This window comes from Thioclava sediminum (assembly GCF_002020355.1).
Classification (GTDB): domain Bacteria; phylum Pseudomonadota; class Alphaproteobacteria; order Rhodobacterales; family Rhodobacteraceae; genus Thioclava; species Thioclava sediminum.
The window spans coordinates 363,223-376,856 of record NZ_MPZV01000003.1; the positions used below are offsets into that span (position 1 = coordinate 363,223).

General features: G+C 64.2%; 12 protein-coding genes. 7 read left to right on the top strand and 5 right to left on the bottom strand.

The features are described 5' to 3' along the window. Window positions 1-30: 30 nt before the first annotated feature. Genes BMI91_RS13995 through BMI91_RS14010 form a run of 4 tightly spaced genes read left to right on the top strand, consistent with a single transcriptional unit; the run spans window position 31 to window position 3,928 of the window. Window positions 31-891 carry an ABC transporter ATP-binding protein gene (locus BMI91_RS13995; protein WP_078605489.1) on the top strand — a complete coding sequence of 287 codons (861 nt, stop codon included), beginning with the start codon at window positions 31-33 and terminating at the stop codon, window positions 889-891. Next, entirely contained in the window at window positions 888-1,592 is a 705-nt protein-coding gene (locus tag BMI91_RS14000) for an ABC transporter ATP-binding protein (RefSeq protein WP_078540796.1), read from the top strand. The genes BMI91_RS13995 and BMI91_RS14000 overlap by 4 nt, the downstream gene beginning before the upstream one ends. A 3-nt stretch (window positions 1,593-1,595) precedes the next feature. Beyond that, the gene (locus BMI91_RS14005) at window positions 1,596-2,603 is read left to right on the top strand and encodes a branched-chain amino acid ABC transporter permease (RefSeq protein WP_078550208.1); all 1,008 of its coding nucleotides are present in this window, start codon (window positions 1,596-1,598) and stop codon (window positions 2,601-2,603) included. Next, window positions 2,600-3,928 (top strand): branched-chain amino acid ABC transporter permease, encoded by a 1,329-nt coding sequence (locus tag BMI91_RS14010; protein ID WP_078605491.1) that lies wholly within the window; start codon window positions 2,600-2,602, stop codon window positions 3,926-3,928. The genes BMI91_RS14005 and BMI91_RS14010 overlap by 4 nt, the downstream gene beginning before the upstream one ends. 101 nt (window positions 3,929-4,029) lie before the next feature. On the opposite strand, the gene ntrX is transcribed toward BMI91_RS14010, so the two are convergent. The 5 genes from ntrX to dusB all read right to left on the bottom strand — a co-directional run bounded on the left by ntrX (window position 4,030) and on the right by dusB (window position 11,201). Then, entirely contained in the window at window positions 4,030-5,430 is a 1,401-nt protein-coding gene (gene ntrX, locus BMI91_RS14015; RefSeq protein ID WP_078520784.1) for a nitrogen assimilation response regulator NtrX, read from the bottom strand. Continuing rightward, a complete protein-coding gene (locus BMI91_RS14020) occupies window positions 5,427-7,643 on the bottom strand; it encodes a sensor histidine kinase NtrY-like (protein ID WP_244176645.1) in 2,217 nt (738 codons plus the stop codon). Before BMI91_RS14020 ends, ntrX begins: the two co-directional genes overlap by 4 nt. Window positions 7,644-7,782: 139 nt before the next feature. Beyond that, window positions 7,783-9,153 carry a response regulator gene (locus BMI91_RS14025; RefSeq protein WP_078605493.1) on the bottom strand — a complete coding sequence of 457 codons (1,371 nt, stop codon included), beginning with the start codon at window positions 9,151-9,153 and terminating at the stop codon, window positions 7,783-7,785. Between the two features lie 3 nt (window positions 9,154-9,156). Next, window positions 9,157-10,224: a two-component system sensor histidine kinase NtrB gene (locus BMI91_RS14030; protein ID WP_078605495.1), complete on the bottom strand. Its 1,068-nt coding sequence runs from the start codon at window positions 10,222-10,224 to the stop codon at window positions 9,157-9,159. Further along, window positions 10,221-11,201: a tRNA dihydrouridine synthase DusB gene (gene dusB, locus BMI91_RS14035; RefSeq protein ID WP_279627339.1), complete on the bottom strand. Its 981-nt coding sequence runs from the start codon at window positions 11,199-11,201 to the stop codon at window positions 10,221-10,223. The genes BMI91_RS14030 and dusB overlap by 4 nt, the downstream gene beginning before the upstream one ends. A 216-nt stretch (window positions 11,202-11,417) precedes the next feature. Between dusB and BMI91_RS14040 the strand changes: the two genes are divergently transcribed. The 3 genes from BMI91_RS14040 to BMI91_RS14050 are packed head-to-tail and all read left to right on the top strand — an operon-like array spanning window position 11,418 to window position 13,529. Next, window positions 11,418-12,545 carry a bifunctional 2-C-methyl-D-erythritol 4-phosphate cytidylyltransferase/2-C-methyl-D-erythritol 2,4-cyclodiphosphate synthase gene (locus BMI91_RS14040; protein ID WP_078605496.1) on the top strand — a complete coding sequence of 376 codons (1,128 nt, stop codon included), beginning with the start codon at window positions 11,418-11,420 and terminating at the stop codon, window positions 12,543-12,545. 4 nt (window positions 12,546-12,549) lie between these two features. Then, entirely contained in the window at window positions 12,550-13,059 is a 510-nt protein-coding gene (locus tag BMI91_RS14045; RefSeq protein WP_078605498.1) for a phosphatidylglycerophosphatase A family protein, read from the top strand. After that, window positions 13,056-13,529 carry a CinA family protein gene (locus BMI91_RS14050; protein ID WP_078605499.1) on the top strand — a complete coding sequence of 158 codons (474 nt, stop codon included), beginning with the start codon at window positions 13,056-13,058 and terminating at the stop codon, window positions 13,527-13,529. The genes BMI91_RS14045 and BMI91_RS14050 overlap by 4 nt, the downstream gene beginning before the upstream one ends. The last annotated feature ends 105 nt before the right edge of the window (window positions 13,530-13,634 follow it).

Consider the following 13,634-nt stretch of genomic DNA (forward strand, 5'->3'; position numbering starts at 1 on the left):
AGCTAACACGCCTACAACTCAGGGGACCCTATGATCCGGGTTGAAAACCTAGTCAAATCCTTCGGCGGATTCCGCGCGGTCGATGGCGCGAGCCTCGAAATCGCGACCGGCTCGATCACCGGGCTGATCGGCCCGAACGGCGCCGGCAAATCAACGCTCTTCAACGTCATCGCAGGCGTGCACGAACCCACCGCGGGCCGTGTCACGATGGATGGCGAGGACATCACCGGGCTTGCCCCGCACGAGCTGTTCCGCAAGGGGCTGCTGCGCACCTTCCAGATCGCGCATGAATTCCCCTCGCTCACCGTGCGCGAGAACCTGATGATGGTGCCCACCGGTCAGGCGGGCGAGACGCTCTGGAACACATGGTTCGGGCGAAAACACATCCGCGACGAGGAAGCGGCGCTTCTGAAGAAAGCCGATGAAGTCCTTGATTTCCTGACGATTTCGCATCTCAAGGACGAGAAGGCAGGAAACCTCTCGGGCGGCCAGAAGAAGCTTCTGGAGCTGGGCCGCACGATGATGGTCGAAGCCAAGATCGTCTTCCTCGACGAGGTCGGCGCGGGCGTGAACCGGACGCTTCTCAACACGATCGGCGATGCCATCGTGCGCCTCAACAAGGAACGCGGCTACACCTTCTGCGTGATCGAACACGACATGGATTTCATCGGCCGCCTCTGCGACCCGGTCATCGTGATGGCCGAGGGCAAGGTGCTGGCCCAAGGGTCTGCCGATCACATCATGGAAAACGAGGCCGTCATCGAGGCCTATCTGGGCACCGGGTTGAAGAACAAGGTCAAGGCCGAGGAAACCGCCGAGACCGCCGCCCACGAAGATCACGGCGCGCAGCCCGGTCTGGGCGATGAAGCCGGCCATGGAGGCGACCAATGAGCTATCTCAACGCTTCCAACATGACCGGCGGCTACGGCAAGGCCGATATCCTGCACGATTGCACGCTGACCGTCGAAAAGGGTGAGATCGCCGTAATCGTCGGCCCCAACGGCGCGGGCAAATCCACCGCGATGAAGGCGGTCTTCGGCATGCTCGGCCTGCGCGAAGGCAAGGTCACCCTCGACGGGCAGGACATCACCGGCCTTTCGCCGCAGGACCGCGTTAAGAAAGGTATGGGCTTCGTTCCGCAGGTGAACAACGTCTTCCCGACCATGACGGTCGAGGAAAACCTCGAGATGGGCGCCTTCATCCGCGACGACGATTTCCGGGGCACGATGGATCAGGTCTTCGATCTGTTCCCGATCCTGAAGGAAAAGCGCCGCCAGAACGCGGGCGAGCTGTCCGGCGGGCAGCGTCAGCAGGTGGCCGTAGGCCGCGCGCTGATGACCCAGCCGAAACTGCTGATGCTCGACGAGCCGACCGCAGGCGTCTCGCCCATCGTCATGGACGAGCTGTTCGATCGCATCATCGAGGTCGCCCGCAGCGGCATCTCGATCCTGATGGTCGAACAGAACGCCCGACAAGCCCTTGAGATCGCGGATAAAGGCTATGTCCTCGTGCAAGGCGCGAACAAATACACCGACACTGGCGAGGCCCTTCTGGCCGACCCGGAAGTCCGCCGCACCTTCCTGGGGGGCTGAGGAATGGAACTCATCAACGCGCTTGTCGCGGTTACCAATTACGTCATCATCCCCGCCACCGCCTATGGCGCGCAGCTCGCGCTCGGGGCGCTCGGGGTCACGCTGATCTACTCGATCCTGCGGTTTTCCAACTTCGCCCATGGCGACACGATGGCCTTCGGCACCGGGGTCGTGATCCTGATCACCTGGGGTTTCCAGGCGATGGGGATCAGCTTCGGCCCGCTGCCGACCGCCCTTCTCGCCCTACCCTTCGGCATCGCAGTCACCGCGGCGCTGATGCTCGGGACGGACAAGGTCGTTTACCAATATTACCGAAAAGTCAGGGCCGCGCCCGTGGTCATGGTCATGGTCTCGGTCGGCGTGATGTTCGTGATGAACGCGCTCACGCGCTTCCTGATCGGCGTCGACCAGATCAACTTCGACGACGGCACGCGCTTCGTCATCAACGCCCGGCAATGGCGCGACATGACGGGACTGCACGAGCCGCTGACGCTGCGCTCGACCCAGGTGATCACCGTCGTCACCGCGATCATCACCGTGGCCGCGCTGTTCTGGTTCTTGGGCAAGACACGCACCGGCAAATCCATGCGCGCGTTTTCCGATAACGAGGATCTGGCGCTGCTGTCGGGCATCGACCCGAACAAGGTCGTGGCCGTGACCTGGATCATCACCGGCGCGCTCGCGACCATCGCAGGCACGCTCTACGGGCTCGACAAATCGTTCAAAGCCTTCACCTATTTCCAGCTTCTGCTACCGATCTTCGCCTCGGCCATCGTCGGCGGCATCGGCAACCCGGTGGGCGCGATCGCAGGCGGCTTCGTGATCTCCTTCTCGGAAGTGGGCCTCACCTACGCATGGAAGAAGGTTGCGACCTATCTGGTCCCGAGCTGGGAGCCGGACGGCCTCGTCCAGCTTCTCTCCACCGACTACAAATACGCAGTCAGCTTCACGATCCTGATCCTCGTCCTGATCTTCAAGCCGACCGGCCTCTTCAAGGGGAAAATCGTATGAGCAGCAATCGTCAGGCTGGCGAGACCAGCAGCATCCGTGCGCCCCTCTTCTTCGCCATCATGGCCGCGCTCATCCTGCTCGAGGGCTTCACCTCGGGCTGGAACTCGGCGCTCGGCATTCTCAACATGGGGCTTCTGTCGGCGATCATGGCGCTCGGCGTGAACATGCAATGGGGCTATGCGGGCCTGTTCAACGCGGGCGCGATGGGCTTCCTCGCGCTTGGCGGCCTCGCCCCGGTGCTGATCTCCATGCCGCCCACCTCCGGCGCCTTCTCGGGTGGCGGTCCGGGCATCATGGCGGCCTTCTTCGTGGCCATCGTCGCGGTGCTGGCGGCGGTCTGGATCTGGCGCAATCTGCGCGGCAAGACGCGCGGCCTCGCCGTGACCGCCGTGCTAATCGTCGGCTTCTTCACCTATCGCTGGCTGTTCGATCCGGCGGTCGAGGTGATCGAGGCGATCAACCCCTCGGCGCAGGGCAACCTCGGCGGGTTGGGCCTGCCGACGCTGATCTCCTGGCCCGTGGGCGCGGTTCTGGCCGCAGGCGCGGCCTGGCTGGTCGGCAAGACCGCGCTCGGCCTGCGCTCGGATTACCTCGCGATCGCCACGCTCGGCATTGCAGAGATCATCGTCGCGATCCTGAAGAACGAGCAATGGCTCGACCGCGGCGTTCTGAACGTCAACGGCATCCCGCGCCCTTGGCCGGTGCCCTACGAGATCGACCTGCAGAACTCGCCCGACTTCGTCGCGCAGATGCAGGCTTGGGGTCTCGATCCGCAGCTGGGCTCGACGATCGCGGTGAAGCTGGCCTTCCTCGTGCTGTTCGTGATCGTCATCCTCGCGCTGATCTGGCTGACCGAGATGTCGCTGAAATCGCCTTGGGGCCGGATGATGCGCGCGATCCGCGACAACGAGATCTCGGCGGCGGCAATGGGCAAGAACGTCACCCGCCGCCACCTGCAGATATTCGTGCTGGGCTCGGCGGTGATCGGGCTTGCGGGCGCGATGATGATCTCGCTCGACGGGCAGATGACGCCGACCTCCTACAACCCGCTGCGCTACACGTTCCTGATCCTCGTGATGGTGATCGTGGGCGGCTCTGGCAACAACTGGGGCTCGATCCTCGGCGGTGTGCTGATCTGGTACGTCTGGGTCAAGGCAGGCGACTGGGGCCCGGATATCATGGGCGCGCTGGCGGCACCCTTCCCCGATGGCGGGCTCAAGGATCACCTGATCCAGTCGGCCCCGCATATGCGGATGCTGGTAATGGGGATCATCCTGCTGATGGTGCTGCGCTTCAGCCCGCGCGGGCTCTTGCCGGAGAAATAAAAACGAGGGGCTCTGCCCCTCGCCCGTTCCGGGCTCACCCCGGGATATTTCTTCCAAGCCGAAAACAGACGCGCGCCCCGCAAGGAGGCGCGCGTTTTTCGTTACTCCTCGCCGCCGTCGAATTGGGCGACGCGGGCGCCGGCCTTGTTCGTGGTGACGACGCCGAGCGATTTCAGTTTGCGGTGCAGCGCCGAGCGTTCCATGCCGACGAAATTCGCGGTCCGCGAGATGTTGCCGCCGAAGCGGTTGATCTGGGTGAGGAGGTATTCGCGCTCGAACAGCTCGCGCGCTTCACGCAAGGGCAGCGTGGCGAGCGCGCCGCCCAGAACGATGCGCCCCTCGTCCGCCGGGCCTTCCTGACCGGGCAGCTCGCGCGCCTCGATCGCGCCCGTGCCTTCACCGAGGATCAGCACCCGCTCGATCACGTTGCGCAACTGGCGGACATTGCCGGGCCAGTCCATCGTCTGCATCAGCGCCGCGGCCTCTTCCGAGATCTCGCGCAGCGGCAGGCCCTGGGTCTCGTTGAAGCCGCGCAAAAAATGGTCTGCCAGAAGCGGCACGTCCTCGCGCCGCTCCGAGAGCGGCGGCACCTCGATCGGCACCACGTTCAGCCGGTCGTAGAGCTCCTGCCGGAAAAGACCCTCGCGGATCTGCGTCATCAGATCGCGGGTCGTCGACGAGATCACCCGCAGATCGACGCGGACCTTGTCGGCCCCGCCGACGCGCAAGAATTGCTGCTCGGTCAGAACGCGCAGGATTTTCGACTGCGTGCCGAGCGGCATCTCCGCCACCTCATCGAAATAAATCACGCCGCCATGTGCCTGCTCCAACAGGCCCTTCTCGACGCCGCGCTCGGGCGTCTCGCGCCCGAACAGCACCTCTTCCATCCGGTCGGGCTCGATCGAAGCGGAATTGACCGTGATGAACGGCCCCGCCGCACGGGTCGAGAACTGGTGGATATAGCGCGCGGCCATCTCCTTGCCCGAACCCGGCTCGCCCGTCAGCATCACCCGGCCGTTGGACTTGGTCACCTTGTCGAGCTGATCCTTCAGCCGCCGGAACGCGGCCGAGTCGCCGATCATCTCGCCCGAGGACATGTCGCGGCGCTTCAGCGTCGAGTTCTCACGCCGCAGCCGCGCTGTCTCCATCGCGCGGGAGATCACCACCATCAGCTGGTCGATGTTGAAGGGCTTCTCGATGAAGTCGTAGGCGCCCTGCTTGATCGCCGCCACCGCGATCTCGATATTGCCGTGGCCCGAGATGATGATGACCGGCACATCCGGGTTGTCGCGCTTGACCGTCTTGAGGATGTCGATCCCGTCCATCTTGCTGTCCTTCAGCCAGATATCGAGGATCATCAGCGCCGGTTCCTGGGCGTTGATCTCGTCCATGCACTCGTTGGAATTCGCCGCGAGGCGTGTCTTGAAGCCTTCGTCGCGCAGGATGTCGGCGATCAGCTCGCGGATGTCTTTCTCGTCGTCGACGATCAGAATGTCGCTCATGTCACTTCCCCTGGGGCTTCGCCCCTCTCCTTGATGGCTCTGAGCGCTGCTCGGGCGCGTGGGAGCCTGATTTCGGCGAGCGCCCCGCGATGGGCACCCTCTGCAAAGGCGGGCGCATCGCTCAGGGTCAGCGTTCCACCATGTTCCTCAATGATCTTCTTGACGATGGGAAGGCCCAGCCCGGTGCCTTTCTCGCGCGTCGTAACGTAAGGCTCGAACAGCCGCGAGCGGTCCGGCGGCAAGCCGATCCCGTTATCCGCGATGTGGATCGTAACATGCTCAGGCGCGACCTGCATATCGAGGCGAACCTCGGGCGCGAAGCCTTCTTCCACATTGCCTTTTTCCGTATAGGATTCAATCGCTTCGCCTGCGTTCTTCACAAGATTCGTCACCGCTTGCGAGATCATCGTCGCGTCCAGTTCGACGATAACCGGCTCGCTCGGGACATCCGTCACCAGCTTCGCGCCATGCAGGCTGTCTTGCTGCAGGGTCGCGGCGTCGCGCACCAGTTGAGCCAGATCGTGATCCGCGCGGTCGGGTTCCGGCATCCGCGCGAAGCGCGAAAACTCGTCCACGATGCGCCGCAAGTCATTGGTTTGCCGCACAATCACGCCGGTGAGCTGATTGAGCGTTTCAAGATCTTCGCCCTCGGTCATCTTGCCGAATTTGCGCTTGATCCGCTCGGCCGAGAGCTGGATCGGCGTGAGCGGGTTCTTGATCTCATGCGCGATGCGCCGGGCCACGTCGCCCCACGCCGCCATCCGCTGCGCCGAGACCAGATCGGTCACATCCTCGAAGGCCACCACATAGCCCTCGGGCGTGCCCAGATCGTTGCGCCGCACCGCCATGCGCACCAGCAGGCTTTCCAGCCGCCCGCCGCGGGAGACCCGGATTTCCTCCTGCGCGACCTCGTTAAGACCGTCCTGCAAACGATTGTAAAGCCCGACGAATTCTGGAACGGCGGTCGAGAGCTCGCGGGCATTGTCACGCGCACTATCGAGCGCCAGCAAGGTCATCGCCGCCCGGTTCACGAAGTCTATCCGCCCATCAGCATCCAGCCCGATCACCCCCGAGGTTACCGAAGACAGCACGGAATCAAACATCCGCCGCCGTTCCTCGGTTTCGCGGTGGTTCTCGATCAGGGCCATGCGCTGGCCCTTCAGCTGCCCGGTCATCCGGTTAAACGCCTCGCCGAGGGTCGCGATTTCGTCGTCGCCCTCGGCCTCGATGACCCGCGCATCCAGATCGCCCGAGCCGACACGCTCTGCCGCGGCAGCAAGACGACCGATGGGGCGCGACAGGCGCTCTGCGAACCACAGCCCCATCCAGAGGGCGGCGAGGATCAGGATCAGCGCGAAGCCGAAATAGAGCAGCCCGAACTCAAAAATCACCCGGCCGCGCGCGCTCTCCAATTGCTGATAGAGCGTCACCGTCTCGCGCGTTTTATCGAGCAGCGCGAGGATCTGCCCGTCCACCTTGCGCGAGATATAGAGATACCGGTCCACGAAGGCGTCGAGCCGGATCAGCGCGCGCAGTTCCGAGTTCGGCCAATCTTCGATCAGCACCGTCTCGCCCTTCTGCGCCTCGACGATGTCGCGCGGGGAAGGTTCTTCGTAATCAAAGAGATAGGAGCGATCGCCGCGGGCGACGATCCGGCCCGTGCCGTCGATCACATAGGCCTCTTTCACGCCGCGCTGGATGCCCGCCTGCCCGGTGATGAGCAATTCGCGCAGCTCGCCATCCGACATGAAGGTCGAGGCCTGCCGCCGCAAATTGAGGAAATTCGCGAGCGCCCGGCTATCCTGCACCAGATCACGCTTATGCTCGGACTGATAGGCCTCGGCGGCCTGTAGCGACGTGCCCACGACCGAGCGCACGCGATCCGAGAACCAGCCCTCGAGACCGATATTCACCGTGAGGAACGCGAAGACCGCAACAAGGATCGTCGGCACCAGCGCGATGCCCGCAAAAACACCGGTGAGGCGCAGGGTCAGCCGCGATCCGGCGGAATGCGCGCGGCGCGCGGCGATGATCTGCACCAGCCGCATCAGGATCAGCCCGGCGAGCAGCAGGAAATAGACGAAATCGGCGAGCAGGATCAGGCGCAGCGCGGTGCTGTCCGCCCCCTGTCCCAAGGGCCCGAGGACTATGAAGGTCGCAATCGCGAGCGCCGGGCCCAGAACGACCAGACCGAAGGTAAACAGGTTGCGCACCCGCTTTTGGCGGCGAAAGCGCGCCAAACGGTCCCAGCCTGAGCGATATGCCGTGCTGCCCTGCACTAATGCCCCCTCATTCCAGACCGTGGCTCGCGAATCCGTGTGAACGGAAAAGCCACAGCCCCCTGTTGCGGGTTTACATCAGTTTGCGGCGGCGTGTCACCTGAATATCCAGATCGGTGATCTTTTTACGCAACGTATTGCGGTTGATGCCGAGCAGATCGGCACATCTGGCTTGGTTGCCACCGGTCGCATCGAGCGCGATTTCGATCAGCGGCGCCTCCATTTCCTTCAAAATCCGGTCGTAAAGGCCCGGAGGCGGCAGCGTGCCGCCGTGAAGGTCGAAATAGCGCCGCAGGTGGCGCGCGATGGAGGCCGAGAGCTTCTCGCCCTCGCCGCCTTGGCGCAGCGGTTCGATCGCGGGCTGGTTGCCCAGCACGAATTCGGCCTCGGCGCGGGTAATTTCTTCCTCGGGCGAGGTCACCGCAAGACGGCGGATCGTGTTCTCCAGCTGGCGCACGTTGCCAGGCCAGGAATAGGCGCGCACGAGTTGCAGCGCCTCGGGCGTGAAGCGGCGCAGACCTAGCCCGTCGCGCTCGGCGCGGGCAAGGAAATGCTCGGCCAGAAGCGGGATATCCTCGACCCGCTCGCGCAAGGACGGCACGTTCAGCGTCACGCCGCCCAGCCGGTAGAACAGGTCCTGACGGAACTTGCCCGCCTCCATCAGCCCCGCAAGGTCGATCTGCGTCGTGGCCATGATCCGCGGCGCCGGATCGGGCAGCGCGTCGAGCATCCGCACGATCCGCGCCTGCGTGTCGTCGTCGTAATCGCCAACCTCGTCGAAGACGAGCGAGCCACCCTTGGCCTTCGCCACCAGCGCCGCCGGGCCGTCCGCACCCTGCAGATCGCCCGCCTGCGCAACCACGAAGGGCAGTGTGCGACGGTCGGAAAAGTCGTGAATAGCCTTCGCGATCAAGGACTTGCCTGTGCCGCTCTCACCCGCGATCAGAACCGCGAGATCGGCATTCATCACCCGTGCGACAAGCCGGTAAAGCTCCTGCATCGCCGGCGTGCGACCCACCAGCGGCAGATCGCCCGCATCGCCGCTGCCTTCGATCTCGCGCGGGGCGATCGGGCTACGGCGCTTCTGCTCCAGCGCCTTTTGCGCGCGCTTCATCAGGTCAGGCAGATCGAACGGTTTCGGCAAATAGTCGTAAGCCTCAGCCTCGGCCGCTTGGATCGCGGTCATGATCGTGTTCTGCGCGGAGATCACGATGACCGGCAGGCCCGGACGCTCCTCGGAGATCTTCGGCAGCGCCTCGAGCCCGTTTCCGTCAGGCATGATCACGTCCGAGATCACCAGATCGCCTTTGCCCTCTTCGACCCAACGCATCAGCGTCACGAGCGACGCAGTGGCATGAACCTTGCAGCCCGCCCGGGTCAGGGCCTGGGTCAGAACGGTGCGGATTGTGCGATCGTCATCCGCGACAAGTACGGTGCCGTCCATGGATCAGGCCTCCTTTGGCGCAACGGGAAGTGAAATGCGAAACCGGGTCTTGCCCGGGACCGAGTCGAGCGTGACCCAGCCGTTGTGATCGTTGATGATCTTCGAGACAAGCGCGAGACCAAGCCCCGTGCCGTTCTCACGGCCCGAAACGAAGGGCTCGAAGATCTCGTTGGAGATTTCCGGCGGGATGCCGGGGCCGTCGTCGATGATCTCGATCTGGAGCGGCAGAGGCTGCCCCGATCCATCGGCACGACGCAGACGCAGGCTGTGTTCATAGAAGGTACGGATCTTGATTTCTCCATTCCCTTCCGAGGCTTCTGCAGCGTTCTTCAACAGGTTCAGGAAGACTTGAGTCAATTGATCCGCATCGCCCAGTGTCGGCGGCAGCGAGGGATCGTAATCCTCCTTGATCGTCATATGCGCGCCGAAGCCGACGCCTGCGGATTTGCGCGCGCGATCGAGTACGTCATGGATATTGACCGCTTTCTTCTCGGGCGCGCGGACATTGCCGAACTGTTCGACCTGTTCGAGCAGCTTCACGATGCGGCGCGTCTCGTCGACGATTAAGTCCGTCAATTCAAGGTCTTCTCCGGACAAGTTCATGCTCAGAAGCTGGGCCGCCCCGGCGATCCCGGCGAGCGGGTTCTTGATCTCATGGGCCAGCATCTCCGCCATGCCGATGGCCGAGCGCGCGGCCGATTTCACGAGGCTCGCGCGGCCCAGCCGATCAGCCAGCTCGCGCGGCTCGATCAGCAGCAGCACCCGGTCGGGGTCTTCGCCCACGGGGGCGGCTTGCAGATTGCATTGCACCGGGGCTTTCTCGCCCGTCGTCAACTCGACATCGTTAACGAAGAGCGAGGCGCGGTTCTTCCGGACCCGGTAGAAGATTTCCTCCAAAGGTGCGGAAATCGCGAGCCTTTCGCCGATCGCCTTACCTCTCAGCGCCTTGGCGGAAAGGTTAAGGAACAGCTCGGCGGCGGGGTTCACCTCGTCGACAAGATCGTCGCCATCGATCAGCAAAGCCGGGGTCGGAAGCGAGGTCCAGATAATGCCGGGGGCCGGAAGGTTCATGCGGCGCACCTTTCCCCGAAAGCGCGCTCGATCAGCGACAAGGTCGCCTCCGGCGTCTGGCTGACCATCATCTCGGCGCGCAGCGGCGCATTCGCCGCCTCGCAATACCAGCCCAGATGCTTGCGCGCGAGACGCAGCCCGAGATCACGTCCGTAGAAACTCAAGATTGCCTCGTAATGCTCTGAAATGTAATCGCAAAGCGTATTCCCATAAGGAACCTGCGGCTTCAACGATCCGAAGATTTCATGACCGATTTCAGCCAGCCGCCACGGCGCGCCCTGCGCCCCGCGACCGACCATCACACCCGCCGCGCCCGATTGCGCCAGCGCTGCGCGCGCGGAGCTCGCATCGACCACGTCTCCATTGGCGATTACCGGGATCGAGACCGCGTCGACGGTCTCGGCAATCGCTTCCCAATCGGCGCTGCCCTTGTAGAACTGCATCCGCGTGCGGCCATGCACGACGATCATTTTCACGCCCGCAGCCTCGGCCCGGCGCGCGATCTCGGCTGCGTTATGCGTGTCGTCACACCAGCCCAGCCGCATCTTCAGCGTCACCGGCAGGTCGACCGCGCCCACCGTCGCCTCGATCAGCCGCAGCGCATGATCGGGATCGCGCATCAGCGCCGAGCCCGACGCCCCGCCCGTCACCTTCTTGGCCGGACAGCCCATATTGATGTCGATGATCCGCGCGCCCATGTCGGCGACCATCTTCGCGGCCTCCGCCATCGGCTCGGGCTCGCGCCCGGCGAGCTGCACCGAGGTCGGCAGTTCCAGCCCCATCTCGACCCGTGCTTTCGCGCGCACCGAGGGTTTCGCAGTCAGCATCTCTCCCGACGCCACCATCTCGGACACGACGAGACCCGCGCCGAAACGCGCCACCATCCGCCGGAACGGAAGGTCGGTGATCCCGGCCATGGGCGCGAGAAAGACCGGCGGGGTCAGTGTGATGTCGTCGAGAACCAAAATCTTCGGCACGGAGGTGTCCTGTCACTCGTCTTCCTTCGAATTAGGCGTTTGACCAAAGAATCACAATTGCGTCCACCCCTTTTTAGGTGGGAAAATCAGCATCCGCCTATTTTTTAATCACCTAACTGTGGCCAGTTGTCACATCGCGCGACGTATCGCGTCCAGCGGCACCGATTGCGCAGAGCCGCGTCTTCGCCTAAGCCCTTGGGCGATCAGGGAGCCGCCATGAGCAACGCCATCATCATCGTCGCCGCCGGGCGTGGCACCCGCGCTGGCGGAGAAACCCCGAAGCAATGGCAGAGCCTCGCGGGGCAGCCGGTGCTGGCCCATACCGTTGCCGCTTTCAAAGGCATCGGGCGGATCGTGGTCGTTCTGCACCCCGAAGACATGACGCGCGGCATCGCGCAATTTCAGGGCGAGGTCGCGCTGTGTGCGGGCGGTTCGAGCCGCGATGCCTCGGTGCGCAATGCGCTGGAGATGCTGGAAGGCTCGGGCGTCGAGAAGGTGCTGATCCATGATGGCGCGCGCCCGCTGGTGAGCCGCGCGGTGATCGACGGCGTACTCGACGCGCTCGAAAGCGCACAGGCCGCAGCGCCCGCCTTGCCCGTTTCGGACGCGCTCTGGACCGGCGAGAACGGTCAGGTCACCGGCACGCAGGATCGCGGCGGCCTCTACCGCGCGCAGACCCCGCAGGGTTTCGATTTCGACGCGATCCTCAGCGCCCACCGCGCCCATCCGGGCGGATCTGCCGATGACGTGGAAGTGGCCCGCGCGGCCGGTCTTTCGGTTGCGATCACGCGCGGCTCGGAAGACAATCTGAAGATCACCTACCCGGAGGATTTCGCCCGGGCCGAGAGACTGTTGGGAGACAAGATGGATATCCGTTTGGGCCATGGCTACGACGTGCACGCGTTCGAGCCGGGCGATCATGTGACGCTCTGCGGGGTCGCGGTGCCGCATGACAAAAAGCTCAAGGGTCATTCCGATGCCGATGTGGGCATGCACGCGCTGACCGATGCGATCTATGGCGCGCTGGCCGAGGGCGATATCGGGCGGCATTTCCCGCCGTCGGACCCGCAATGGAAAGGCGCCGCGTCGGAGATTTTCCTCGACCACGCCGTGAAACTGGCCGAAGCGCGGGGCTTTCGTCTGGGAAATGCCGATGTCACGCTGATCTGCGAGCAGCCCAAGATCGGCCCTCATGCCGTTGAAATGGCGCAGGTTCTGGCCCGCATCATCGGGATCGAGCCTGGCCGGATCTCGGTCAAGGCCACCACCTCCGAGCGTCTGGGCTTCACCGGGCGCGAGGAAGGCATTGCCGCCATCGCCACCGCCACATTGATCAAGGAGTAACCCCATGCTGCGCGCCATCAACACGGTCGGATTTGTCGGCTTACTGAAACCCGCGCCGGGCACCTGGGGCTCGCTGGTCGCCGTTCTGGTCGGCTGGGCGATCGAGCACTGGCTGGGCTTCATCCCGCTAGTGATCGCCACCATCGCCGTCACCGCGCTTGGCTTCTGGTCGGTGCGCGCGCAGCTGGGCGACAGCAAAGACGACCCCTCCGAGATCGTGATCGACGAGGTGGCGGGCCAATGGGTGGCGCTCCTGTTCCCCGCCTTCGGCTTCTGGCAGCGCGGCCTCTCCACGGGCGTCGATCTACACATGGTCTGGCCCGGGCCGGTCGCAGCGTTCCTGCTGTTTCGGCTGTTCGACATCTGGAAGCCGTGGCTCGTGGGCCGCGCCGATCGCCGCCATGACGCGACGGGCGTAATGCTCGACGATATCTGGGCCGGGGTCTTCGCCGGGATCGTGTCGATCATCCTCGCAGGCCTCTACCACATCGTCTTTCTGGGCATGATGGGATGAGCCGCGCGTCCGACGTTCTCGACGCCTGCAAGGCGCGCGGCCTGATGGTCGCGACCGCCGAGAGCTGCACCGGCGGGATGGTCGCCGCAGCCCTCACCGATATTCCGGGATCGTCAGCGGTCGTGGAACGCGGCTTCGTCACCTACACCAATGACGCCAAACGCGAGATGCTGGGCGTCAGCGCGGAAAGCCTCGACGCCCATGGCGCGGTCTCCGAGCCGGTCGCGCGCGAGATGGCCGAGGGCGCGCTGAGCCACTCCCACGCCCAGATCGCCGTCGCGATCACCGGCATCGCGGGACCGGGTGGATCCGAGTTCAAACCCGAGGGCCGCGTCTGCTTCGGCCTCGCGCGCGAGGGCGCCGAGACGCTGGTCGAGACGGTCGAATTCGGCGCACTCGGGCGCGACAAGGTGCGCGAAGCAGCCTGCGATCACGCGCTCGCCCTGCTGCTGTCCGCGGCACAGGCCTGACTCCAAACCGCCCACGTCATAAGCATACGCACCCCGCATCGCCCATTTTTCGCGCAGTTACAAAAGTGACGCGCGAATAGGCGGGTTTTGCGCAAAATGTCTCTT